This is a genomic window from Verrucomicrobia bacterium S94, assembly GCA_004299845.1.
Lineage (GTDB): Bacteria > Verrucomicrobiota > Kiritimatiellia > Kiritimatiellales > Pontiellaceae > Pontiella.
In genome coordinates, this window is sequence record CP036201.1 from 55,022 (window position 1) to 81,353 (window position 26,332).

Below are 26,332 nucleotides of genomic sequence, written 5' to 3' on the forward strand. Positions count from 1 at the left end.
GTTTCGTCGGACATATGACCGATTTGCGGTGCCCGGCATATGGTGGAAACTCTTCCCGGAATTATAATCGGGAAGAGGATAAATGATTTTGTTGAAGCAGACTGCACTGTTATCCGTGTTACTTGGAACTGCTGCTGCGGCCCGGGCCGCAGTACAGGTGGATGTTGACGTGAATGTGAAGCATTCGGTGGGCGGTATATCCACATTCGATCGGGAAAAATTTGTTACAGTTCATGCATCGCACACGACCGGAGATATGGATGCTGTAGTGATGGATGATTTTATTAATGGCCGCGATGTTTATTTCGGACGGGATACAGGCTATATCGGGTGGTACAGCAAAAACCAGATTGAAGAGGATCCTGCAAAACCCGGCTGGTCGCTGGTTTCCGGAAGCACGTATTCGATTGTCACGCAGGGAGCAAATTCCCGGAACAGCTACAACAGTCAGACCTGGCGGCATGCCTACGAACCGCGTGCGGCGTCGGATATTATGTGCGCCCAGTTTGCCCCCTTCTGGCCGGGGTCGGCAACGATGCGCGGCGGCTGGAGCTTTTCCTCCGCCGATACCGCTGCCGAACCTTTCGGTTCTGCATCGGGGGATCATATGGGGAATTTTCTGAATAATTTTTACGGTACGGCTGCCAATGGCTATGTGGGGCGCCCGCTGCCGGTTTATGTGGAGGTTCTGAATGAACCGGATTATCCGCTGTTCGACAGCAGCAGCGATCCAATGTATGGAACATCCACCTGGGAGGAGCTGTTTGATTACCACAACACGGTGGCTAACCGGATACGGAGCCATAATCCGGATGTAAAAATCGGCGGTTTCTGTCCGTCGCATCCGGATCTGGCGACGTCGGATTTTGAGGAGTGGAGCGAGCGGTATAAGCTGTTTCTTGATCGTTGTGTGACGAATATGGATTTTTTCAGTATTCATATTTACGATATTTATGACGATAATTCCGAAGACGGTCCGCACATCAAAAAAGGAAGCAACCTTGAGGCGACGTTTGATATGATCGAGCAGTACAGTGCGTTGCTGGACGGGGAGCCGCTGCCGTTTGTGGTTTCTGAATATGGAGGACGGGACAGGGATCTGGAATCCTACTCGTGGCGGCCGCTGCTGTGGACGGCGGAGCGGGACTGGGTGGCGATCAAATCGATAAACTCTATGCTGATGAGTTTTGCGGATCGCCCGCATCTGATTTTCAAGGCCATTCCCTTTATTATGCTTAAGGAGGAGTGGGCCGCGGATGGGGGAACCTATGCGCACAGCTGGCGTCTGTTCAGGAAAGAAAATGAACCGGAATCCTATACCGGTGACTGGGTGTATACCGATTATATTAAATTCTACGATCTGTGGAAAAATGTCCGCGGCACACGTGTGCATATCGTGACTGACGATCCCGATGTTCAGGTGGATGCCTATGTGAACAGCAACCAGCTTTTTGTGGTACTGAACAACCTGAATGAAACACCGGCACCGGTGGATCTGAGCCTCTTCGGAAACATCGGCAATGCGGTGCAGACGGTGGTGGAGAAAAATCTGTATTGGGACGGCACCGGCACGGTGCTCGATGAAACGATCCATGCCGGTAATCCCGGACAGGTACAGCTTCGGGCTGAAGGGGCGGCCGTGCTGGAATATTCTTTTGCAGAGCCGGTACTGGTGGATGAAACTGCGGATGAGGTGAAATATTATGCCTCAACCAATTTCCTGCCGATTGTTTCCGGTCAGGCTAATGTTTTCAGCATAAATGGGGTTGGTAAAGGGTCTTTCGGCGAAGGGATCCTGCGTCTGGGTGCCGGGCGGAATACGCTGTTGTCCAGACAGCCGGTTGTGCTGTTTAACGGAACGGCTCTGGATGTATCGGCCGATTTTATGGGGCATGAGGGTGATGGGCGGGATGATTTTATGGGGCAGCTTAACATTCCGGTGCCGTATGAGCTGATTCAGTCGAATAATACCGTTGAAATCACCTATCCGGACGCCGGCGGATATATCAGCAGCCTGAGCCTGCGCGTGTTTACATTCAGTTCTGATATTCATGCCGCTCGGGAGAATTCCATCCCTGTCGATTATGCTTCTGTGGTCGGGAACAGTTTTATTCTGGGCTTCACCAACGGTCCGCAGAACGGATTCTTTTCTCTGCTCTCCAAAACCAATCTGACCGCAGCCGGCTGGAGCACAAACCGTACAGCGCTTCCCATTGATGAAACGGGCCGCGGCGCGGTGACCAATTCGCTGGCCCATACGGCCGAATTTTTCCGTCTGGTGGAGTGCGAGGTGCCGGAGGGCGTGTTAACCGCGCTGTTCGACTGGTCGGACTTTGGCGGTGCATGGTGGTCCGACGGATACGGATATGTGGAAACCGATAACGGTATTTCGCTGGTGCACGGCGGGAGGGCCGCGGCGCATGAAAACGGGAATGCGTTTAAAGCGTCCTACAGCCAGGATGAGATCGATGGTACGTTCACGGTGAATATCGGCGGAGTGAACCGGCAGTTTGTGGTGACCTCTATTGATATCAGTGCATCCACGGATGCTGTTCCGCAAGGCGAGCCGCTGGTGCGCGGGATGCTCAACGGTGTGGAACAGTGGTCGATTGATCCTGTGGATAACGGAAATTTCCAAACCTATACGACGGTCACGGCAGGTGACCTGAGTCTGGTGATTGACGAGATCATCTGGAGTGCGCCTTACGATCCGGACGGATCGGTACTGACCTGGAACAACCGGATTGATAACCTTGCTGTGAAGATCGCTCCGTAATCTGTTCCGGCCTGTCCTTAAGTGCAGTTTTCAGCGATCCGCAATTCTGCGCATTATGGAATTATGAACTCAGAAAAGTGTATCTGGCTGTTTACGGCCGCCCTGACAGCTGCAGTGATCAGTGAAGCAAAAGTTGTACTTTCGGACGATTTCAGCACTTATTCTGCGGGAAAGCCGATCGGTAATGGAAACTGGAAACCTAAATGGGTGAGTGAGATCTCTTCTCAGCAGGGTCTTTTTACAGCACATGAAGATGGTTATGCTGTATTAAGCGGGTCGGCGGAGCGGGCATACCATATTCCGTATCAGACGGGGTTCATCATCCGTCCGGGGCAGTCTGTGACGCTGAGTGCGGATTTTCGGTATACCTATGTCGGGGGCGGTGCGATTGACGAGTATCGAAATTCCAAGGTATTCGGGCTGCAGCTGTCAACAGCGCCCAATTGGTACAATGGAAAACGGACGGATCTCTGCCTGAGCAACCGCGGTGAGGCCATGGGTTTTGTGCTGCCGTCCGATCCCTGGGTCGAGGGATGGATTCCGCATAAAACGCTGGGTATTGATCTGAATAAAGAAACGACCGGGGAGTGGCTGCATTTTGAATGCAATGTGTACGACAGAGACGGGGAGTTGGCGGCAACCATGACCGTTTCCGCTGAGGGGTTCCCGGCCTATACCACAAAAGAATTTCCGCTGGGCCTGCCGGTGGGTTCCGTGGTGTATCCCGGTTTTACGACCGGCTGGAGCAGTGCAAAGAGCTGCATCCGGGAGTATGCCCGCATTGCTGAAGTTCATATGGATAATTTCAGTGTTCAGACTGATTCGGCTGCTCTGCAGCTGGTGAAAGCTCCGCCGCCGAAAGTTAAGCCCGCCCGTCCGCAGGTTTCGACACTTGGTCTGGTTCTGTAAACGATCCGCAGAACATCAGCATATATCTCAGTGTCGGTTGCGGTCATCGGGAACGGCCCGGATTTCGCTTTTTCTTAATCGGGACGGAAAAGGAAGAAGTCCTTTGCGGTTTCCAATGCTTGGAATTTTCCGAGGGTTGGAATATAGATAGCCGATGATGTTAAAGAGGCTGTTTCAATGCGTGTGGGTACTGCTGCTGCCGTTCGGCCCGGTTTGGGGGCAGTCGGTCATTACCAATGTAATGGACCTGAGGGAGCTGTCGGTTGAAGAAGCCGCAATCGGAATCCCGGTCAAGGTTTCCGGTCAGCTTGTTTGTCTTTCACCGGGCGGAGCCCACTTTTTCATCCTCACGGAGCACGGGGGGCATATGTCCAGCGTCCTGGCGACCATACCAAACTGCTGCGGCTGCATACCGGTGATTCGGTCACAGTTACGGGTAAAACCTATCCCGGAGAGTTTTATCCGGCGATCGAGGCCATTGAGGTAGAGGTGAACGGCTGGAAACCGCCACCGTCGGGCCGGCCGTTCCGGCTGGATGAAATCAACCGCCCGGCGAGCGACTGCGACTGGGTTTCGGTGGAGGGGCGCGTGATCGGGTATTCCGATGTGGCGGCTCCTTACGGTCGTTTTTATCTTTTTTTGGAGATCAATGATTCGATTCAGCTGGGGGTGAATATGCCGGCAGTGGAACCGGTTTGGAAACAGCTTCCCGATTATATGTTCCGCCGGGTCCGGTTTAATGCGATTGTCGGAACCATTTATAATGCACAGCGGCAGATGACCGGCCGCGTTTTTATCACTGATTCGATTTCGGACTTTGAGCTGATCGAGGAAGAGGGGCTCCATCAGGCGGTGGTCAACGTGCCGATTGAAGAGCTGATGCAGGTTACTATGGACCCGCAGGAGCCGGTCAGGACGCGTGGTGTGGTGACGCATGCCGCCGGCAATGAAATTTATCTGCGGGGCCGGGCGGCAGGTCTTCGGGTGGCGGTGCTGAACAGTGATGGTATCGAAGCGGGGCAGACGGTAGAGGTGGAAGGGTTTGCCTGGCCGCAGCCGGTGAGTCCGGCATTCCGGGCTCTGAAGGTGCGGGTGCTGAGCGATGCCGGTGAAGAACCCGAGCCGGTGCCGGTGGAGCTTCATGGTTTGTTCGGAACCAATCTTCCGGAAGACCTGATGGATTCCCGGCTGAATTATGAACTGATCCGTATACGGGCGCAGCTGGTGGATGTGGGGAAATATTTTGCACCTACCGAAAAAGATGCAAATTCTGTTCAGGTAAGTCTGTTGTGTCGTTCCGGAGAGGAATCTTTTGAAGCACGACTTCCGGTCGGTGAGCAGGGGCCGGTGGGGTTGGAGCCCGGCGCGGTGCTGGAACTTACTGGGATCTGTAACCTGATGCATAATGAAGATATGCGCTGGCGGCTTTATGCCGACGGACTCTGGCTTCAGCTGCGGAGTGTGAATGATATTGCCGTCATCAAACCGGCTCCCTGGTGGACGGCGGAGCGGTTGCTGTGGGCGGTGGGAATCATCTTTTCCATGTTGCTTCTTTTTGTGGTCTGGACTCTGTTATTACGTAAAACGGTTGACCGGCAGACCGGTATCATCAGCGAGAAAGTGGAGCAGGAGGCGGTGCTGAATGAGCGGCAGCGGATTGCCCGGGAGCTTCACGATAATCTGGAGCAGGGGTTGGCCGGTACGGCGATTCAACTGCAGGGTTCCCGCCGTCTGCTGAAGCACAATACAGAAACATTTTCCTCTGAACTCAGGAAAATGGCGGATGAATACCGGCCGCTGGAAAATCTGGCGGAGCGTTTTGATGTGGATATGAAACGGAATGTGAATGAATTTACCACAGCTCAGGAGATGCTGGCCTTCTGCGGTGATGAATCGCGGACGTCGATTATTGATCTGCGCGGTGGACTGTTGGAGAAAATGGATCTGCCGGCCGCGCTCAGGCAGGCGCTGCAACCGTTGGCCGATGGGGGAAGGCTGAACTCGATATCCGGGTATCGGGCATGCCTAAACGGTTGAAGCAGATCGCGGACCGGAATCTGCTGATGGTGGCGCGTGAAGCGGTTACGAATGCGGTTCGTCATGGAAATCCGACAGAAATCCGTGTTGAATTAACCTATTGGGCGTCGTCTCTCTCTATGACAATATACAACAACGGTAAGGGCTTTGATCCTGAGCAGCTTCCGCCGGCCGGTCATTTCGGTGTGCGGGGCATGCATGAACGGATCAACCGGATTAAGGGTGAATTGAACATTGAAAGCGATTTGGAAAAGGGGACCACTGTTACGGTGGAACTGCCCTCGCTGAAAGAATGGGAGCTGGAGCAGGCATGAGTGAAAACATAAGAATCATGGTGGTGGATGATAATCAGTTGCTGCGTTTTGGGCTGCTTGGAGCCATTGATATGGAGCCGGGGCTTGAGGCTGTCGGTGATGCTTCGAGCAGTGAAGAAGCGGTGGAACTCTACAAGAAGGTAAAGCCTGATATTGTGACGATGGATTACCGTATGCCGGGAGAGGACGGGGTGGCCTGTACCGAAAAAATTATGACGATTGATCCGGATGCCAAGGTCATTCTGTTTTCGGTTTTTGAGTCAGAAGAAGAAGTCTGGAGGGCGGTGCAGGCCGGTGTTAAGGGTTATCTGACCAAATCGGCCAGTGCCGTGGAGGATGTAATGGAGGCGATTCATGAAGTGGCAGAGGGGTATTCCTTTTTTCCCGCTGCGATTGCGCGGAAAATTTCCATGCGCAAACAGCAGGAAGAGCTCACACCGCGGGAGCTGGAACTGCTGCAGATGCTCGGCCAGGGCACCAGCAATAAAGAGCTGGTGGAGCATTTCAATATCTCTATGTCGACCGTGAAACACCATATTACCAATATCCGTGAAAAACTTGGTGCCGCCGACCGTACGCAGGCGGTGGTTATTGCCTATAAAAAGGGGATTCTCAAACTCGAAGAGGACTGAGCTACCTGTCCTATAGGACAGAATGGCCCTTTTGGCCCATAGTCCGTATTTTCTCTCCTTGTTAGAACGTCCATGTTAACAGTCGTGTTAGTAGGCCCGTGCCATATCAGGGCTGCATGACAGTGAAACGAGGAGATTAAATGATGAAAAGATTACTGTTCTCTGCCCTGGGGGCCGCATCGATGGTTGCAGTTTCCCAGGCGCAGGATACCACGCTGTGGGATGATCAGAATCCTGCCGGCGGCACGATGAATTTAATGGCCGGAGTTTTCGATTCCAGCGCAACGACGTCAGGAACCAACCTGTCGACCTATGCAACTTCAGGCAATGACTGGTCGGCTTACGCCGGTCGTGACTGGACGTTTACAGCGGATATCTATATTACCGCCGCGCAACTTGCTAATACTAATGTGACTGACGATACGATATCCTGGCAGCTTCTGGATGGAACCGATGTGCTTGCTTCCGGTGGAAATCTGACGTTGGCCAATGCCTCCTGGTGGACGGCTGATGCCTGGAATACCGTCATCTGGAAGGGGACGTTCCCTGCCGGCTCTGCTTCACTTACAAATGCGACCTTCGCTTTCGTTAACAACGATAAAGATACACACGATGCCGGAGACAACTACACGCTGGATAACCTGAGTCTGATCTGCAACATCCCGGTGTACGATGCCGTCCTCTGGGATGACCAGGCTCCGGTCGGCGGAAATATTGCACTCAGTGCAACCACTGAATCCGCGGTTACGGGTGGCGATACCGGTCATGGTGATATCGGAGAGTATAAGTCGGATGCGAATACCGGTCAGTGGGGAAACTATAATTCCGGAGCAGACAATTGGGAGCAGTATGCGGGTGTAGAATGGCAGCTGTCCGTTGATGTTTACATTACATCGGCCCAGCTTGCTGATACCAATATCACTGACGATACCATGTATTACAGTGTTGCGGGCAATACCGGCGGGTTTACGGATGTCGGAGAACTTAATCTGGTTCCGGATTCCTGGAATACCGTGACCTGGTTCGGTACTATGCCGATTAATCCGAACGATCTGACTGCTGCGAATGCTATGGTTCTGTTTAACGACCAGCTTACGCATCCTGCGGGAGCAAACCTCTATCTCGATAACTTTAAATTCGAAACCCAGTCTACTCCGCCTCTGCCGACAGATACGATTTGGAATGAAGAAAATCCGGAAGGCGGAGGTATGGCATTAACTCTGGTAACCAACGCATTCGGTTCGGGAATCGGTGCCTTTAATTCCGGTACCGACAGCGGTGAATATTCCAACTATGGAATATCCGGGAACGATTGGTCTGCCTATGCCGGTCAGGGCTGGACCCTGACGTTTGATATTTATCTGACATCGGCCCAGCTCGCAGATCCTGCCATTATTGACGACCAGATTTATTACCAGGTAGGTGATGTTTCCGGTGGATGGATGACCATCAGCAATACCAGCTGGGTGGCCGATTCCTGGAATACAGTGATCTGGAGTGGCGTTTTTACCAATGAACCGAGTGCTTTAACCAATGCATATGCTCGTTTGCTCAACAGCGATCGCACTACGCATCCCGCTTCGGGGTACAACTACTATGTGGATAACTTCAACCTGGAAGTTGTAACTCCGGCTGAAGTTGATGATGCGGATGATCTGTGGGTTGATGTCGCTCCGGAAGCCGGAGGCATGATGCTGACTTCGATCGATGATCCGTTCGCTACGGAACAGGGCGAAATCGGCATGTTCAAATCCGTCGATCTGCTGGGTGGGGATGTTTCAAGTTACGGCGTATCCAACCGTTACTGGGCACTCTATGCCGGACAGGACTGGACACTTTCATTCGATATTTATGTGCCGTCCCTCAAAATGGCGGATGCCAATGTAAGTGATGACATCATTTCCTACAGTGTGGCCGGAGTAACCGGTGGTTCGAAAGCCATCAGCACATTGGTTCCGGATGAATGGAATACCATCACCTGGACCGGAACGTTTGATTCTGATCCGGAAGCATTGACAGCAGTGGAAGCGTTGCTGATTAATGATGACAACGGAACGGATCCGGTTTCCGGACCGAACTACTTCATCGATAATATCCAGTTGCGTTCTGTTCCTGGCGTTGTTGTTGTGCCGCCGGACTACGTAACGGTCACCAACGAGATCGAATTCATCGCCGGTGAAAATTATGCCAACGGTGCGATCAACGGCCAGAATTCCTGGGTGGCCGGAGGAAGCTGGTTGGTGGATACGGCTTCCGGAGGAACGGTTACCTGCACGAATAACAATGTCAATATGACATTGCTGAAGAATACTCCGCTACCGGTTGGGGATTCCATTGAATTTGCCGTTCGGTACAAAATTCTTGGAACGCATGCTCCGGCCGGATATGTGTATGTCGGACGGTTTGGTTTGACCACCAAGACTGATGGTACAGATGTAGGCTATGATGGAAGTTCTACTCGTGAGAACAGAGCTATGGCGACCCTTCAGGCAAGCAATACAGGTGCTGATACCTATCGCATTTATGGCGATGGCTGGAATGGTCCTCAGACTGACTTTCTTACAGGTGCTGCCGGAGACGAGTGGGAAATGCGTTTCAGCCTGACGATGGGTGACAGTGCGGCTTCGACCGTCTTTTCTTCGACACTTTCGAACCTGACCTCAGGAGTCGGAGACGCCTATGATGCAACGGAAAGCGGCGTCAGTGAAATCTTCTACAGTGCGCTGGAAAACGGCGCGGCCTACCCGTACTTCGAAACCGGAGGATTCGGTTCCGGACTGACCGGAGTTGAAGTCATGAGTATTGAGCTGATCGGTCCGGAAGCGGTTGTCAGCGGGTATGCCAGCTGGGTGGCTTCCTATGGACTCGTAGGCGAGCATGGCGAGCCCGATGCCGATCTCGATGGTGACGGTATGAACAACCTGGGCGAGTATGCCTTTGGCGGCGATCCGATGCCGGGAACCGGCGCCGGAGATATCGGGGTTATTCCGACCTTCGATGGAAGCACTGGAGACTACACCTTCTCGGTAATTGGTGATGACACGCTGACGGTGAACGTAATGACCAACGTCAATCTTGCGGTGGAAAGTCTCTGGGGCGTACACGAAACGGTTCCGGTTTCCAACAGCGGGATGCTTGAGGAATATATCAGTAACATTGATCAGAATGCTGATAATGTATTCATCCGCCTGGAAGTGACCAAATAATGCAATACGCATAATCCGTCCGGCGGGGCTCCCGCCGGACACCGGTTTCAACCGGGAGAGATAAGCTCGTCCGGTGTAGTAAAAAGGAGAAAACATGAAAAAGACAGGAATACTCATCGTATTGGCGGCATTTGCTGCAAGTACGCAGGCCGCTGTTATTTTATGGGAAGATACAGCACCTGTTGGTGGAAATATGTCGCTCACAGCAACAACGGAAACAGCTGTAACAGGAAGTGATACCGGTCATGGTGATATTGGTCTGTTTGATGCGGCAGAAGGTGCTCAGTACCGAAATTATAATATTACCGGTCAGGATTGGTCGGCTTACGCTGGTCAGGAGTGGACATTGAGTGTTGATATTTATATTACCTCCGATCAGCTGGCAGATCCGAATATTGCTGATGACAGTATTTATTACAGTATTGGTGGTGTAAGTGCTGGATGGACGACAGTTGGTACGTTAACCGCAGATGCGTGGAATACTTACACCAAAAGCGGGACGTTTACTACGGATGCCAATGCGTTAACCAATACAAGTGCTTTGTTTCTGAACAATGATAAGAATACCGATGGAGCATTGGGGGCAAACTACTATGTCGACAACTTCAAACTTGAAGTTGTGCCGGAACCGGGAACACTTGGGTTGATTGCGGTATTCGGAGGAGGGGTTCTGTTTATCCGCCGTCGTTTCATGATGTAATTTTTTCAGCAGTGGAATTATTGCAACAGGGCGTCTTCGGGCGCCCTGTTTATTTCATGATTAATCCTTATGACCAGTGGATGATATGTCTGTTTAGTGGATGAATCTACGTTGGATTAAGAGATATCAACCTGAAAGGAAAGCTGAGGACTCATCATGATAAAGCAGTGTATTTTTATATTTTCAACAGTCATACTTGGCGGTGCTGCAGTAGCAAAACCGTCCGTCCCGAATATTTTATGGATTATTACCGACGATCAGCGAAGTGATTCGCTGGCGTGCTGGAACGAGGCGGTGACCGGAAAAAGTGAAAGTGAACTGGGTTATGTGGAATCGCCCAATATCGATCGACTGGCGGAGGAAGGAACGCTGTTTACACAGGCATGGTGTAATTCGCTGGCGTGCGCGCCGAGCCGCAGTTCCATGCATACGGGGAAATATCCGCATCGTTCCGGGATGTACGGATTCCGCAAAGCGCATCAGGCGGCCGGATGTGCAAGCCGTGTTATTCCGGAAGTAATGAATGAACATGGTTATCAATCCTCCATGTTCGGTAAACCGGGCTATTATATTTTTGACTGGGAGGGTTATCATCAGTGGGCTCCGCTGGGGAACTATCACCCCTGGATCACCAATAATGATCTGCAGAAGACCGATGCCAGCAGTTTCTGGTTTAACAAGCCTTGGGGTACGTATCAGGGAAAGGGAATGGTGCTCGGCAGTGAAGAGGTATTCCGTTTTGAAAACGGTCGGGTTGAACGGTTCTGGAAAAAGCGTGCCGATCGGAAAATTACAGCGGAGGAAAAAGCACATCGGAAAGCGGTGGAGGAAGAGCTTGATATACTGCGTTCTTATACCCGCAGTAATCCCGACCTGATTATCGGCGGTGTGTCGCCGCGGCCGGCGGAAGGTACGCTGGACGGGGCGATTGTTCGTTCGTTGAAAAATTATCTTTCCAATGTCGGCAGGGAATATACTGCGGTAACCGGAAAAACGGAACGGGGGCCGGATCCGGATAAGCCGCTTTTTATCAATCTCGGCCTCGTTTTTCCGCATACACCGGTGCTTCCGTCTAAAGCGTTCCGCGATCGTTTTGCCGACAAAGTTTATAAGGTGCCGGAATACAGTGAAAAAGAGGCGGAGCTGATGCCGGGGTCGTTGCGTGACCTTCGGAATGATATGGATTTCTCGAGAATGACCGATGCAGAAAAGCAGCAGGCGATCCGGGATTATTATGCTTATTGTGCGATGGGGGATCATCTGGTCGGTCAGGCGGTAGATGCGTTTAAAGCCTATTGCGATAAACAGCAGCAGGAATGGTTGATTATTTATGTCTGCGGCGATCATGGCTGGCATCTTGGAGAGCAGGGAATTGAAGCTAAATTCAGTCCCTGGTTTCAGACGACACATGACAGTGTGATCATGGTTTCTTCGGACAAACGGAGGGTGCCGGCCGGCAACGTGTGCCGAGACTGGATTGAATATGTTGATTTTGCGCCGACGTTCTACGAGGTCGCCGGTATTGATCCATCGGTTCACCCGGGGCTGGATGGAATCAGTCTTTTCGAGACGCTGGAAAAGGGACCGCAGCGCGAATATGTGATTGGCGAAATGAACCAGGTGCGTGGGGACCGGGCTTATCTGCGTTGTAAGGATTTCGCATTTGCCATGCGGGTGCGCCCGTTCTGGACCAAGCCGGGCGAGGGCTATGAACCGGGAGAAAAGATCCGGTGGGGACTGGATGCCTCGCCTGAAGAGGTGGATATGTCGCTTTATGATCTGCGGGTAGATCCGAAGGAACGTGTGAATGTGGCGTATACCGAGGATTATAAAGAACTGGCGGCATTTTTCAGAAATAAACTGGGAAGTATTGTTCTCGGTGATGGTCGTATTGAGTGCGACTGGACGCAGAAGAGTAAATATACAGTTCATAATTTTGCGAAAGGGGCTCATGACCGGAAGCTGAATATACCGGAACGGATTATTCCGAAGCCGGTAAACCGAATGGATCAACTCTGAGGAGAACAGGATGGAAAAAAGAGTGGGGAATATAATTGCGGTGGCTGCGCTGGGTCTGACCGGTGCCGCCGCTCAGGTTTCGGTCGATATTAATCTGGATACCCGTCATGAAGTCGGCGGGGTTTCGGAGTTCGACCGCGAAACCTATATGGTGCTGCATGCCAGTGCCGGTGAGAATACCTGGGATTCAGAGGAGCAGGAATCGGCTTTTCTGAATGATTACGATGTTTATCTGGGGCGGGCCAACGGAACGCTTCCGTGGAACCTGAGTCAGACGACAGAAGATCCATCGAAACCGGGGTGGTGTGACCATGCCAATATGCTGAGCCGTGGTAATAGTGCCCGGTCGACGTATGCTTCCGATACACATGCCCATTCTCTGGAATCCCGTGCCCGGAAAATGATGATCGGCGGACAGGAGGGTATGTATCCCAACGGGCAGACCAACGGCAATGGTTTCGCGGTGGGGAGTTATGAAGCGCTGGCGGACTTTTATGAACAGTTTCTGACCGATTTCTACGGTACCGGAGGAACTGACGGCGCGCCGAAACCCGCGATGGTTGAAGTGATGAATGAACCGTTTGTTAAGGCCGATGAACTGGGAACCACCCGTGCGAATATCTCCCGTCTGCATACCAATGTGGCGGCCGCGATTCATAATTCACATCCCGATGTTATGGTTGGAGGCTACTGTGCGGCTCATCCGCAGTATGAAGGCAGTAATTTCGGGCATTGGGAGGACAACTGGAAAACATTTATCGACATTGCCGGAGAGCATATGGATTTCTTTTCGCTGCATCTCTACGACAATCCGGGAGGGAGTACGAATGTGCTGGAGCATCAGTACCGTTCGGGTAGCAACGTGGAGGCGCTGCTGGATATGATTGAGCATTACAGCATGCTGACGCTGGGCGAAATAAAGCCTTTCAATATTTCGGAATTCGGGAGTCTTTCGGTTGAAAGTGACGTTCCGTACAATCCGAAGAATGACTGGGTGGATGTCCGTTCCTACTCCACGATTCTGATGCAGTTGCTGGAACGTCCGGACCGGATGATCCAGACCATTCCGTTTATGATGGTTCAGGCTGAGTGGGGGCGGAGTGCCAATGGTTATCCCTATCCGACCCGCTTGCTGTACGACGAAGATGAACTGCTGGGTTCTCCGAAGGATAAGGACGGGCCGTTTGTTTTTACTGAGCGAATCAAGTATTGGGAATTATGGAAAGAAGTGCAGGGGACGCGCGTGGACAGTATTTCCGATGATCCCGATATTCAGGTTGATGCCTATGTCGATGAAACGAATGCGTTTGTAATTGTCAGCAGTCTGGATCATACCGGTCCGCAGACGGTTGATTTGAATCTGTTTGGCACTTCCCGGTTGTTTAATGCCGTTGAAGTAAAGCATACGTATGCGGACGCGGCGGGCAATGTTGTGCTGGATCATTATGTAACCAATGAACTGGCATCCATGACACTTCCGGCATCATCGACTGCAGTTATTAAATATCAATTTTCCGCTCCGGTGGTTCCGGAAAAAACGGAAATCGAGTCCAAATATTATGCTACTACATATCTGCAGCCGATCACGGCCGGCACTCCGGTGGTGTTTTCCATTACAAATGTAAACACCTCGGCCCGCTATGGCGAAGCTGTACTGCGCCTGGGCCTGGGGCGTGCTCACGGACTCTCGCTGCAGCCGGTACTGACTGTCAATGGAACCGAGGTGCCGGTGCCGGAGGACTGGCGCGGATATGATCAGTCCACGCGGGACTCTTTTTTCGGGGTGCTTGAAATTCCGGTTCCATATGAACTGCTGCAAAGCAACAATACGGTGTCCGTTCAGTTTGAGGACAATGGCGGACATGTTTCTTCGGTTGCACTGCAGGTTTTCGAATTTGAATCCGATATCCGTACCCGGGCCAGAATGATTCCGATTGATTCCGCCGTTATCAGAGGTTCGGAATTTGTACTGGAGGTAACGGACGGACCAACCAATGGGTGGATTGAACTGCATGCGGCAACCAATCTTGTTTCCGGAAACTGGAGGGTACAGCAGGAGAGTCTTCCGACCGATGCTTTGGGACAGCGTATTGTCACCAACCTGATTACTGCTCCGCAGGAGTTCTACAGGATTGTAGAGGGCTCTGCGCCGGGTATCCCGGTGTCGGGTTTCACTCTCGATCCGGATTCGGGATCCGTCAGTACCGGCGGGACGTTCCGTCTGCTTTACCTGCTGTCTCCGGATGACGCTGCGGACAGGAGTATCATCTGGTCATCGAGTGATCCTGCTGTTGCAACGGTTTCCGGCGGAATAGTGAGTGGCCTGTCAATGGGCAGTGCAATCATCACCGGGGAAACCGTCGATGGAGGTTTCACAGACAGCTGCTCCATTTCGGTGGGGACGACAACGGCGGATATTGTTTTTGATGATGTGAATGCCTATAAAAATCGGCATTTCACCAACGGGACGTATATGACGGTGAAGACTGAATATGATGCCGGTGCGGGGCATGCCGTTCTTTCGCCGTCGGACGGGATCAGTTATAAACTCAGACAGATTGATTCTTCCGGAGGTTCCTGGAGTGTGGTGAAAGACTATGCTGCAAATGATGCCGGAGCTGCGGGAACGTCGGCGGGGGTGTCGGAAGCACAGATCCGGATTCCGGAGGACATCATTCCGAGTGATCAGCTGCCGGCCGATAATTTTTATTATCTGTTCGCCAGTTTCGATTCGACGGACGGGGGAAGAGAATCGGTAGGTACCCAGCCGGTAATCATCGAGAACCCGGCCTGGGTTCCGGTTATTGCGTTTACGGCTCCGGATTATGTGGATGGAATACTGGATGGTCAGTTGTTCTTTACGGCAGAATCCGGTTGGGCCGTTTCGGATTCGACGGGGGACGGAATGGCATTCACCCCGGATAACCAAAGTGCGGCAGTTCTGACCAATGCGGTTCAGCTGGGTGTCGGAGGGACTTACAGTCTCACCATAAATATGGAATTCAGCGGAACCTATTCCACGCCAACGGCCTGGGCGTATGTCTTCCTTGCCGGAATGAAGGACAGCAATGCAGCTGCTTCTGTGGGTGTCGCCGGAACGGCTGCCGATGCCAATCTTCAGATCTATACCGGCGAAGATAAATACCGGTTGCTGAACGAATATAGCAGCATCGGGGCTTCAACGATTGCGAACACGCTGGATGCAGGGGATATTCTTCAGTTTGAGTATCAACTTACGCTAGGGATCGATGCGGCCAGTACGTCGTACACGGTGCGTCTTCAGAACCTGACGGATGGAGATGATACGGGGATCGGTACGGTGAGCGGTGTGGATGATGCGATTTACAATGCGCTCACCGGCAGTGGTGCCTACGGGTTTTTCCAGTCCCACAATCTGACGCAGGGCGATGTCGGTTTTAACGGGCTGCAGGTGAATTCTGTGGCGGTATCAATTGTTCCCTGAACCGAGAACGATATTAAACGGACATGTTGCTATGAAAAAAACAGTTTTCGGGATCTTTTCGGTGGTGCTTCCGCTTGCGGTTATGTTTTCCGGTTCTTCTTTTGCGGAATCGGTTGATGTGGAGGTAAATCTGAATGTAAAACGTTCTGTTGGTGGAGTGGATTCATTCGACCGGTCCCGTTTCATTACCATTCATTCCAGTCATACTGACGGGGATTGGGGAGATAGGTATGGTCCCAATTTTACGAATGATGTACTGGCGGATTTTGTGCTGGGGAACGATGTCTATTTCGGCCGGGATACCGGATATATTACCGGCCAGTTGCGAAATGTGATTGAAGAAGACCCGGACAAACCGGGCTGGGCGCGGGTGACAGGCAGTACCTGGTCGATGGATCATCAGGGGCAGTATCAACGGAATAACTATAATGCAAAGACCTCTATTCACGCCTATGAAGACCGATTGGACGGATATGTTATCGGGGCTCAGTTCCGTCCGTTTTGGCCCGATGGAACCCTGACAGGAAACGCGGACAAATTCAGCCGGTGGGCGCTGTCGCAGGCCGATACTGAGGCGGAACCGTTCGGTTCTGCTTCCGGAAATTATATGGGCCATTTCATGAATTATTTTTACGGCAGTGATACGCAGGTCGGGCATCCTCTGCCCACCTATGTGGAAGTTATGAATGAACCGGATTGGCCACTGTTTGAATCTCCGAGCGATCCGGCTTATGGCACGTCTTCCCCCGAGGAACTCTGGCGCTATCATAATACCGTTGCCGATCAGATCCGCAGCCTGAATACCCATGTACTGATTGGCGGTTACTGCCCGGCCTTTGCTGATCTGGAAAAAGATAATTTCGGTGAATGGCAGGATGAATGGATCTCGTTCATTAATACCTGCGCAACCAACATGGATTTTTACACGTTGCATTTTTACGATACAGATTCCTCCGGAAGTTCTCTGATCCGCCGGGGCAGTCATACTGAAGCGATGTTTGATATGATCGAACACTACACACAGATTCGGGTCGGTAAACAAGTGCCGTTTATCGTTACCGAATATGCGGGTAAAGACACTGCGTTGCAGCAGCAGGGCTGGAGTCCTCTTCTCGATTGGAAGCGGATTAAATCGATGAGTGGCTACCTCATGAGTTTTATGGACCGTCCGAATCTGGTCCTGAAAGCTATTCCGTATATCATGATCAAACAGGAATGGGCGCGGAATGCCACGACCGGCATTCCCGGCAGTGCCCGCCTGATGCGGCAGGCGGACGAACCCGCGAGCTATACCGGAGACTGGGTCTACACCGAACACATCAAGTGGTATCAGCTCTGGGGCGATGTGAAAGGAATCCGGGCCGATATTGTTTCCTCGGATCCTGACATTCAGGCGGATGCCTACATCGATTCAGAAAAAGCCTATGTGATTCTCAATAATCTGACAAAATCCGACCAGATAATAGATCTCACTCTGTTTGAACATCACGGCAACTCGGTTGTTTCCGTCCGCGAGAAGAACCTTTACTGGGATGCTGCCAGCACAAATGTTGCCCTGGATGACATCGTACATGCCGGGAACCTGAGTCAGGTTCAGCTGGGTAGCGAGGGTACAGCCATTCTGGAATATACGTTCACAGAACCGGTGGTGATGGATCAGACCTCGGACGAAGTGAAATATTATGCCACAACCTATTTTCAGCCTATCACGAATGATCTTGCGAATGTGTTTACTTTCACGAATGTCAATGTAGGAACCCATGGTGAGGCTGTGCTGCGTTTGAGTGCCGGACGGGATCGAACCCTTTCGAAAAGGCCGACCGTACTGTTCAACGGTGTTCCGCTTCCGGTACCGACTGATTTCATGGGACATGAAGGAGACAGTCGTACTATTTTCTTCGGTGCTCTGGAAATCCCGGTACCTTACAGTCTGCTGCAGTCCAGCAATACGGTTTCCGTCACGTATCCGGATACCGGAGGGTATATCGGCAGTGTGACTTTGCGGACCTTTGAATTCAGTACGGATCTGCGAAGCCTTTTGTACGATATCCCGGTGGATTGGCTGCATGTAGCAGACTCCAGCCTGAGGCTTGGATTTGAGGCGGGCCCGACCAACAGTTATTTCACCCTGCTTTCTTCGACCAATCTGTCCGGCGGATCATGGTCGGTTGCTCAGACCGAGCTTCCGACAGATCATCTCGGCGACGGTGCGGTAACCAATCCCATTCAATACGCCAGTGAATTTTTCCGATTAGTGGAAAGTGACTCCCCGCAGCCCACCAATGCCCCGCCACCGGAGCCGATATCGATCGGATTTACGGCACCGGACTACATTGACGGGCCGCTGGATGGACAGAAAATATGGAATGCGGAATCGGGCTGGACGGTGGGCGATACCATAGGGTCGGGCTATGCATCCACGCCGGATAATGCCAGTGCTGCAGTGATGACCAATGCGGTTCAGCTGGAGGTCGGAGAATCGTACAGCCTCAGTATCAACTTCCAGTTTGGCGGGAGCTATTCGCAACCCACCAACTATGTATACGCCTTTCTCAGCGGCCTCAAAGATTCTGAGGCCGGAGTCAGCGTTGGTACAGGCAGTGAGGCGGCGGATGTCAACCTCCAGATCTATGGCGGGGACGAGAAGTACCGACTGCTCAATAACTGGAGTACAATATCCGGCTGCAGTACGGTTCTCGGCCAGCTTGATGCGGGGGATATTCTTCAGTTTGATTATACCCTGACCATGGGGTCCGATGCCGCCAGTACGTTCTATTCGGTCCGGTTGCAGAATCTGACTGACGGGGGTGATACAGGCACGGGAACGGTGACCGGCATTGATGAATCGATCTACAATGCGCTGAACGGAAGCGGAGCCTATGGTTTTTTTCAGACCATCTCTCCAAACGCAAATGAATCCACATTAAGTGGATTACAGGTGAATTCCGTGACGATTACTTCGCCATAGGATGAATGGTTGTAAAAGAGGGAGTGGAATGAAATACACGCTGATTATACTCGCTGTACTGCCTTCGCTGGTATTGGGGGCAGATTATCATGTGGATCAGGCTTCGCTTGAAATATATGAAGACGGCTCAGCCGCGTATCCGTTCAGAACAATCGCCCAGGCATCGGAAGTGATGTCGGCGGGTGACACCTGTTATATTCATCGGGGGATTTACCGGGAAACCATTGTGCCGGCCCGGTCGGGGTCGGCCGGATCGCCGATCCGGTATACGGCATACAACGATGAGCCGGTGGTTGTTTCGGGAACCGAAGTGGTCGATAACTGGCAGGTGCATACAGGGAATGTCTATAAAGCCACCGGTGTGAATATGCCGATGGGAAATAAGAACATGGTCTTTTTCAACAGCGAGGCTATGCAGCTGGCCCGCTGGCCGAATGATCTGGATGGTGATCCATATACCTATGATGCCGAATTTGCGGATACCGCTTCAGGAACCTACTCCGCGTCATATATTACGAATGATGAAATTCCGGACTACTGGACCAGCGGTATCATCTTCTGGCTCGGAGCACACAGCGGCTGTTCCGTTCAGCGGAGCATCACGGGGTTTGATCCCGGAACGCACCGGCTCTCATTTACGCCGATGCCCACAGATCAATGGCCGTTCAGTAATCATTCGCCTTTAACCTATGAAAACGGGCATCGCGGAACTTTCTATCTGCTGAACCGTCTTGAAGCGCTGGATGCTCCTGGCGAATGGTATTATGACTCCGGGGCGCAGACGCTTTATTTTTATGCGCCGAACGGAGTCGATCCGTCCACCGGTATCGTTGAGATTGCCGTTCGCGACAGGGCCCTTGATCTGACTGAAAATTATATCGAGGTTGAAGGGCTCAACCTGTTCGGTGGGTATGTGAACATGAAAAATCACCACTGCGCCCTGGTGAATATGCGTCTGCGTCACTGTATTTACGGGCTTATTCCGGATATTGATAGTTCGGGAGCCTCCACGGCCGGCGGGGCCGCGATTCAGGTCACCGGAGATGATAACCGGATTGAACGCTGCCTGCTGGAAGAAGGAACCGCCAACGGAATCAACGTCGGCGGAAATGCGGACCGCACCATCATCCGCAATAACATCATCCGGAACTTTGATCAGCAGGGCAATCACTGCTGCCCGATCCGTTCAAGCGGTCCGGATGCTCTCATTGTAAGCAACAGTATTTCCGGGTCGGCACGTGACGTTACCCGGGCGACCGGTGCCGGCACGGTATTCAGTTATAACGAGGTATCGGACGGGCCCAAAGCGTGCGCCGATGGCGGGCTGTTTTATGTCACCGGAAACAGCGTTCCACAGGATGTGGAGCTCAGCTATAACTGGTTTTATGACGCCTATGCGCCGTCATATGCCGGGATTAAAGCAACAGGAATCTATCTCGATAATAATACTGCGGGATACAAAGTGCATCACAATGTGGTGTGGGATGTTCAATGGGGCGGACTGCATTTCAACTGGGATGCCCTGGAGAATGAAATTTACAACAATACATTCTGGAACGTCGGTGCCGGTGAAGCGGTTATTCTGTGCTGGGTGCCGGAACGTAACGGGGTGCGGACCGATGTGCGCGATAATACGCTGATTAATAATCTCTCGGATGTGCGCGACTGGTGGGATTCGGGGGCTGGGAGTTATACTGAAGATGAAACACTGGATAACGTTTTTTCAAATAATGTGCAGGTGGCTTCCGATCCCTTTGTTTCCATTGCGGATAAAAATTTTATGCCGGTGAATGATCCCGATATTGTGGATCAGGGATGGGTTATTGACGGAGTGACCGAAGGGTATGCCGGAATTTTCCCGGATATCGGTGCCTATGAATACGGCGGAATCCGCTGGATTCCCGGTCCGGACTGGACGCCATCCTCGTTTTCCTGGCTACTGGAGGATGAAACTTCCGGATGGATTCGCATCGATCACATGGAAGTGGCCGGTACGGATGTGATACTCAGTTTCACCAATGGTCCGGCCAACGGCTGGTTTGAACTGCAGTCTAAAACAAACCTGATCGATAGTGCCTGGACGGTTGTTCAGGCTCATCTTTCCGTTGATGCTTCCGGTACCGGATCGGTGACGAATCCCATCTCGACCCCGCAGGAATTTTTCCGTCTGTTTGAAGGGGATGCTCCGCCACCGCCTCTACCGACCATGACTGTCATGGAGTTTACTTCCCCCGATTACAGCGATGGACTTCTTGACGGGCAGCAGAACTGGAATGCGGATGCGGGGTGGACGGTAAATGATTCTGCCGGGACGGGCCATGCATCAACTCCGGATGAAAACAGTATCGCTGTGCTGACTCATGCCGTGCAGTTGAATCCCGGTGAATCATACAGCCTGAGTGTCAAATTTGAATTTGAGGGAAGTTATGCCACGCCAACCAACTATGCGTATATTTTCCTGGGTGGGGTGAAAGTCGACGGCACAGATGCATCGGAGGGAACAGCAGGCTCTTCCGCAGATGCCAATCTCCAGATTCTCAAGGGTGCCGATAAATATCGCTTACTCAATGAATACAGTTCGACAGGAGCGGCCATCATTGAGAACACGCTGGATGCCGGCGATCTGCTTCAGTTTGATTATGAAATTACGCTGGGATCAGATGCCGCATCGACCACATATACGGTGCGGCTGCAGAATCTGACGGATGGAGATGATACGGGCATCGGGACGGTGACCGGAGTGGATGATGCGGTATACAATGCCTTAACCGGTTCCGGAGCTTATGGCTTTTTTCAGTCTCATAACCTGAGTCAGGGCGGTGCAGGATATACGGGGACGAAGGTGTATTCGGTTTCCGTAAGTATGCCTTGAATTTGAAAAGGAGATCGGGGTGAAAAAACTGTTTACTTTTATTACGTTGATGCCGGCTCTGGCCTGGTCGGCAACGTATCATGTGGATCATGCATCGTCGGAGTCGGCGGAAGATGGGCGGTTTCCTACCCGTTTAAAACGATTTCACAGGCGGTTGCGGTGATGTCGGCGGGTGATAACGTGCATCATTCATGAAGGCACGTATCGCGAGCAGGTGGTGCAGAAAGATAACGTGACGTTCCGGCGGTTTGAGCAGGACGAAGTGGTGGTCAGCGGCACCGATCCGGTAACGGGCTGCAGTTTGTATTCCGGGGAAATTTACAGAGCGCCGTTTTCGTGGAGCGGCCATGAATTTACGCAGGTTTTTTTCAGTCAATCCATCCGGGGAGAAATGCTTCCGGCCTGAGCGGATTACAGGTGAATGCCATATCGGTTTCCGTACTTCCATAGTGCCGGTACTCGGATCCTTTTCACCCGTATCTTTCAATAGGCGGCTGTCTGTATAGTCCAATTGAACAATGTACGCATTATTATATTACGGCGTACATTTTACGATGAGTCTGGATTATAGAAAGGTCGGAAAGTGAATACGTTTTTAATGATGGCAGTGCTTGTTGGAATGAGTGTGGCGGCAGGGGCTGAGCGTGTGCTTGATTTTAACCGGGACTGGTGTTTTGCTCTTGATGTTGAAGGCGTTCCGCAGGACGAACATTATGATGATTCGACATGGCGTTCGCTGGATCTGCCGCACGACTGGGTGGTGGAAAATTCATGTCAGTCTAATCTCCCGTTTTATCAGGCTACGGGGGTCATTCCTGGAAAAGGGATTGGCTGGTATCGTAAGACGTTTGAGACCGGGGCGCTGTCCGGTAAAAAGGTGCAGGTTCTTTTTGACGGGGTTTATAATAATTCCGATGTCTGGATCAATGGCCGGAAACTCGGGTTCCATCCCAACGGTTATACCCCGTTTTATTACGATCTTACCCCGCACCTCAATGAGCACGGAACCAATGTGCTGACCGTGAAGGTGGACCACACCCGTTATGCCGACAGTCGCTGGTATACCGGGGCGGGGATCTACCGTAATGTGGAATTAATCACTACGGATAAACTGCATATTCCGATCTGGGGCACGTTTTATACCACGGTTTCGGCATCGGAAAAATCAGCCCGGATACAGGCGGAGATCCGGGTACAGAACGACTATTCCGATAGCCGGAAATTCCGGGTTATTACCTCCATTCTCGATGCAAACGGCCAGGTGGTCGCATCGGATTCCAAACGGATGAAACTGAACGGCGGGGAGTGCAGTACGGTTGAACAGCAGGTCAGGGTGAAAAATCCCCGCCGCTGGAATGTCGACGATCCGTATCTTTACACGGCGAAAACCGAGCTGGTTGTGGATGAAGAAACGGTGGATTCCTCATTTACCCGGATCGGAATCCGCACCTTCAGTTTTGATCCGGATACCGGTTTTTCACTGAACGGTCGGAGCATGAAAATCAAGGGCGTCTGTCTGCATCATGATGGCGGTCTGGTCGGCAGTGCGGTGCCGGAAGGGGTGTGGCGCCGGCGGCTTGAAATGCTGAAGGAAGGCGGATGCAATGCCATCCGCAGTGCGCATAATCCGGCGTCGACGGTGCTGCTCGATCTGTGCGACGAACTGGGCTTTCTGGTTCAGGATGAATTTTTCGATGAGTGGGATAATCCCAAGGATAAACGGTTCAATATGAACCAGCAGGAAGTTCATTATGAGACGCAGGGGTATGGAGAACATTTCCATATGCGAGGGGAGGAGGACCTCAAAACAACGGTGCTGAGCCATCGTAATCATCCGTCCATTATCCAGTGGAGCATCGGTAATGAGATTGAATGGACCTATCCGCGCAACAAAGCGGCGACCGGTTTTTTTAACAATATGAACTGGAACGGAAACTATTTCTGGAGTGAACCGCCGTTTAGTACCGAAGAGATTAAACATCAGCTTGAAACACTGCCGCGTGGGCGGTACGACATCGGGGAAACCGCGCAGAAGCTTTCCCGGTGGGTAAAGGAGCTGGATACGACGCGGCCGGTTACGGCCAACTGTATTCTACCTTCGGCCAGTCATTTTTCGGGGTATGCCGATGCGCTGGATATGATGGGCTACAGTTATCGGCGCGTACTCTATGATTATGGTCATGAAGTGCTTCCGGAAAAACCGATTATGGGGACGGAAAATGTTCCGCAGTATCACGAGTGGCAAGCGGTTGTGGAGAGGGATCATATTGCCGGCACGTTTCTCTGGACCGGGATCGATTATATGGGCGAAGTGCGTGGCGAATACCCGGTGAAGGTTAACGGCAGTGGAATGCTGGATACGGCCGGTTTCAAAAAAGGCAGCTGGCATATGTACCGCACGCTTTGGCGTGATGAGCCGCATCTGGCATTCGGCATCAATTATATTGAGGAGATCAAATACCGCGGGAACGAGCTCTATGCGCTGGATGCCGCGGGAAATGTGGTTTTGAAGGATCCGGACAGCTGGAAGCATATGCTCTGGAGCTGGCAGCCGGTTTTCAATCATTGGAATTTTGAAGACGGTCGCATGATGGTGGTGGAGCTCTACACCAATTGCGAAGAGGCAGAGCTTTTGTTGAACGGGAAATCGCTGGGGCGGAAAAAACTGGCTGATTTCGAAGATCATATCATCAAATGGGGCGTGCCGTTTGAAAAAGGCACACTGGTGGCCCGAGGGTGGAAAGATGGGAAGCTCAGTGAATGTACGCTGTCGACACATGGAGCTCCCGTCGGAATACGGTTGACGGCGGATAAAACCCGGCTGATGGCGGATGGCTATGACGTGGCGCATATCGTTGTTCAGCTGTTGGATCAGCAGGGAAATCCGGTGTACACCGAAAACCGCGAGATCACCTTTTCAATTCCGGAGGGCCTGAAGCTGCTGGGGGTTGATACGGGTGCTCCGGATAATGTTCAGGATTTTCAGTCTAATAAAATCAGAACGTATCAAGGTCGTGCGTTGCTGATTGTGCAGGCAACTGAAGCCGAGGGGTTCTATGAAATCGGAGCTACAGGAAAAGGTCTGGTGAATGCTTCTGTTTCAATTTCGACGGAGGGCGAAAAATGAGTATGGTCGTGATTCGCCGGGCGTTGGCGGTGTTCGCGGTCTCATTCTTTGGAGGCCTGATGACGCAGGCGAAGCCTTTCCCTTACAAGTTGCCGATGGAAAAACCGGATATGCCGCTCAGCGAAGCGATGGAGCGGGCATACGACGACTATGCCGCGCCGACCTATTGGTGGAATGAACTGTTTTCCATATTCCGCTACACCCCTATTAAGGGACTGGACTACAACGACCATGACGGAACGGTTACCCGCCGGGATCCCTCAAAAGTGATTAAATACAATGGGCAGTATTATGTCTGGTATACCTGCCGTAAAACGCAGGTGCCGCCGCAGGGGGCCGGCGGTGGTTCGGAGATTCTGCCGTCATATGACTGGGATATGTCGGAAATCTGGTATGCCACGTCGGAGGACGGGTTCAGCTGGGAGGAACAGGGCGTTGCCATACCGCGTCCGCCGAAGCCTTTTCCCGGCTGGCGCTCGGTGTCCACGCCGGACATTCTGGTCTGGGAGGGGAAGTATTATCTCTATTATCAGGGCTTTCAGGAAATGCCGGGCAAGCGCGGCGATGACTGTCCGGTGGCGGTTTCCTGGGCCGATTCACCGGACGGGCCCTGGACTCCGCTGAATCGGGCTGTCATTCCGAACGGGCCGAAGGGATCGTGGGATCAGTATTCTATTCATGACCCTTATCCGCTGGTCTACAGGGGCCGGATTTATCTCTATTACAAATCCGACTTTAACGGTCGCCCTGAACTGGTGCGCGCCCAGGGGCTCGCAATAGCTGACCATCCTCTGGGTCCGTTTGAAAAATGCCCGTTGAATCCGGTGCTCAATTCGGGACATGAAACCGCATATTTTCCGTTTAAAGGCGGTATTGCGGCGCTGGCCGGGCGGCATGGTAATGAAATGGAAAGTATCCAGTGGTCGCCGGATGGAATCAATTTTCGGGAACAGGCAAACTCTACATTGCTTCCGGTTGCTGCGGGGCCTTACGTGCCGGATGCGTTTACAGATTCGGGCGATGGGCGCGGCATTACCTGGGGACTCTGCCATTTCACACAGGTGGGCGATGAGGGCAGGAAGCACAGCATACTTGGACGGTTCGACTGCGATCTGAGTCTGGATTATCATGATCAGCAGATGAAAGAGTCTACGCGTCACTGGTCGCCGGAGGTTTATTTTCGCGAGGGACTTTCCGAAGGCGCCCGGAAACGGCTTGAACAGCTGGCCAAAGAGGATCTCGCTGAAGAAACGGAAATGCTGAAAAAACCGGAAAATAAAAAACTGGTGAAAGATTGATTTTCTGAGGG

General features: G+C 52.2%; 14 protein-coding genes. All 14 read left to right on the forward strand.

Annotated features, from left to right (window positions below; all coding sequences use genetic code 11):
- Window positions 1-82 precede the first annotated feature (82 nt).
- Window positions 83-2,776, forward strand: coding sequence for a hypothetical protein (locus EGM51_00210; protein QBG45907.1), 2,694 nt, complete (start codon window positions 83-85; stop codon window positions 2,774-2,776).
- Window positions 2,777-2,839: 63 nt separating this feature from the next.
- Window positions 2,840-3,685, forward strand: a complete 846-nt coding sequence (locus EGM51_00215) for a hypothetical protein (protein ID QBG45908.1) — start codon at window positions 2,840-2,842, stop codon at window positions 3,683-3,685.
- Window positions 3,686-3,997: 312 nt separating this feature from the next.
- The gene (locus tag EGM51_00220; GenBank protein QBG45909.1) at window positions 3,998-5,722 is read left to right on the forward strand and encodes a hypothetical protein; all 1,725 of its coding nucleotides are present in this window, start codon (window positions 3,998-4,000) and stop codon (window positions 5,720-5,722) included.
- Window positions 5,707-6,036 (forward strand): hypothetical protein, encoded by a 330-nt coding sequence (locus tag EGM51_00225; GenBank protein ID QBG45910.1) that lies wholly within the window; start codon window positions 5,707-5,709, stop codon window positions 6,034-6,036. Before EGM51_00220 ends, EGM51_00225 begins: the two co-directional genes overlap by 16 nt.
- Window positions 6,033-6,668 carry a response regulator transcription factor gene (locus EGM51_00230; protein ID QBG45911.1) on the forward strand — a complete coding sequence of 212 codons (636 nt, stop codon included), beginning with the start codon at window positions 6,033-6,035 and terminating at the stop codon, window positions 6,666-6,668. Before EGM51_00225 ends, EGM51_00230 begins: the two co-directional genes overlap by 4 nt.
- A 140-nt stretch (window positions 6,669-6,808) precedes the next feature.
- Window positions 6,809-9,874 carry a hypothetical protein gene (locus EGM51_00235; GenBank protein QBG45912.1) on the forward strand — a complete coding sequence of 1,022 codons (3,066 nt, stop codon included), beginning with the start codon at window positions 6,809-6,811 and terminating at the stop codon, window positions 9,872-9,874.
- A gap of 94 nt (window positions 9,875-9,968) precedes the next feature.
- Window positions 9,969-10,574 carry a PEP-CTERM sorting domain-containing protein gene (locus tag EGM51_00240; protein QBG45913.1) on the forward strand — a complete coding sequence of 202 codons (606 nt, stop codon included), beginning with the start codon at window positions 9,969-9,971 and terminating at the stop codon, window positions 10,572-10,574.
- 156 nt (window positions 10,575-10,730) lie between these two features.
- Complete coding sequence (locus EGM51_00245) at window positions 10,731-12,593, forward strand: sulfatase (GenBank protein ID QBG45914.1); 1,863 nt, start codon at window positions 10,731-10,733, stop codon at window positions 12,591-12,593.
- A 10-nt stretch (window positions 12,594-12,603) separates the two neighbouring features.
- Window positions 12,604-16,056 carry a hypothetical protein gene (locus EGM51_00250; GenBank protein ID QBG45915.1) on the forward strand — a complete coding sequence of 1,151 codons (3,453 nt, stop codon included), beginning with the start codon at window positions 12,604-12,606 and terminating at the stop codon, window positions 16,054-16,056.
- Window positions 16,057-16,087: 31 nt separating this feature from the next.
- Window positions 16,088-19,024 carry a hypothetical protein gene (locus EGM51_00255; protein QBG45916.1) on the forward strand — a complete coding sequence of 979 codons (2,937 nt, stop codon included), beginning with the start codon at window positions 16,088-16,090 and terminating at the stop codon, window positions 19,022-19,024.
- 1 nt (window position 19,025) lies between these two features.
- Complete coding sequence (locus EGM51_00260) at window positions 19,026-21,896, forward strand: right-handed parallel beta-helix repeat-containing protein (GenBank protein QBG45917.1); 2,871 nt, start codon at window positions 19,026-19,028, stop codon at window positions 21,894-21,896.
- Between the two features lie 172 nt (window positions 21,897-22,068).
- Window positions 22,069-22,302 (forward strand): hypothetical protein, encoded by a 234-nt coding sequence (locus tag EGM51_00265; GenBank protein QBG45918.1) that lies wholly within the window; start codon window positions 22,069-22,071, stop codon window positions 22,300-22,302.
- Window positions 22,303-22,479: 177 nt separating this feature from the next.
- The gene (locus tag EGM51_00270) at window positions 22,480-25,023 is read left to right on the forward strand and encodes a DUF4982 domain-containing protein (GenBank protein ID QBG45919.1); all 2,544 of its coding nucleotides are present in this window, start codon (window positions 22,480-22,482) and stop codon (window positions 25,021-25,023) included.
- Complete coding sequence (locus EGM51_00275) at window positions 25,020-26,321, forward strand: glycoside hydrolase (protein QBG45920.1); 1,302 nt, start codon at window positions 25,020-25,022, stop codon at window positions 26,319-26,321. The genes EGM51_00270 and EGM51_00275 overlap by 4 nt, the downstream gene beginning before the upstream one ends.
- Window positions 26,322-26,332: the final 11 nt, after the last annotated feature.

Excerpts from the sequence above, each read along its gene's own strand:
- EGM51_00210 (QBG45907.1), top strand. The coding sequence starts at position 83 with ATGATTTTGTTGAAGCAGACTGCACTGTTATCCGTGTTACTTGGAACT.
- EGM51_00215 (QBG45908.1), top strand. The coding sequence starts at position 2,840 with ATGAACTCAGAAAAGTGTATCTGGCTGTTTACGGCCGCCCTGACAGCT.
- EGM51_00225 (QBG45910.1), top strand. The coding sequence starts at position 5,707 with ATGCCTAAACGGTTGAAGCAGATCGCGGACCGGAATCTGCTGATGGTG.
- EGM51_00230 (QBG45911.1), top strand. The coding sequence starts at position 6,033 with ATGAGTGAAAACATAAGAATCATGGTGGTGGATGATAATCAGTTGCTG.
- EGM51_00235 (QBG45912.1), top strand. The coding sequence starts at position 6,809 with ATGATGAAAAGATTACTGTTCTCTGCCCTGGGGGCCGCATCGATGGTT.
- EGM51_00240 (QBG45913.1), top strand. The coding sequence starts at position 9,969 with ATGAAAAAGACAGGAATACTCATCGTATTGGCGGCATTTGCTGCAAGT.
- EGM51_00245 (QBG45914.1), top strand. The coding sequence starts at position 10,731 with ATGATAAAGCAGTGTATTTTTATATTTTCAACAGTCATACTTGGCGGT.
- EGM51_00250 (QBG45915.1), top strand. The coding sequence starts at position 12,604 with ATGGAAAAAAGAGTGGGGAATATAATTGCGGTGGCTGCGCTGGGTCTG.
- EGM51_00255 (QBG45916.1), top strand. The coding sequence starts at position 16,088 with ATGAAAAAAACAGTTTTCGGGATCTTTTCGGTGGTGCTTCCGCTTGCG.
- EGM51_00260 (QBG45917.1), top strand. The coding sequence starts at position 19,026 with ATGAATGGTTGTAAAAGAGGGAGTGGAATGAAATACACGCTGATTATA.
- EGM51_00275 (QBG45920.1), top strand. The coding sequence starts at position 25,020 with ATGAGTATGGTCGTGATTCGCCGGGCGTTGGCGGTGTTCGCGGTCTCA.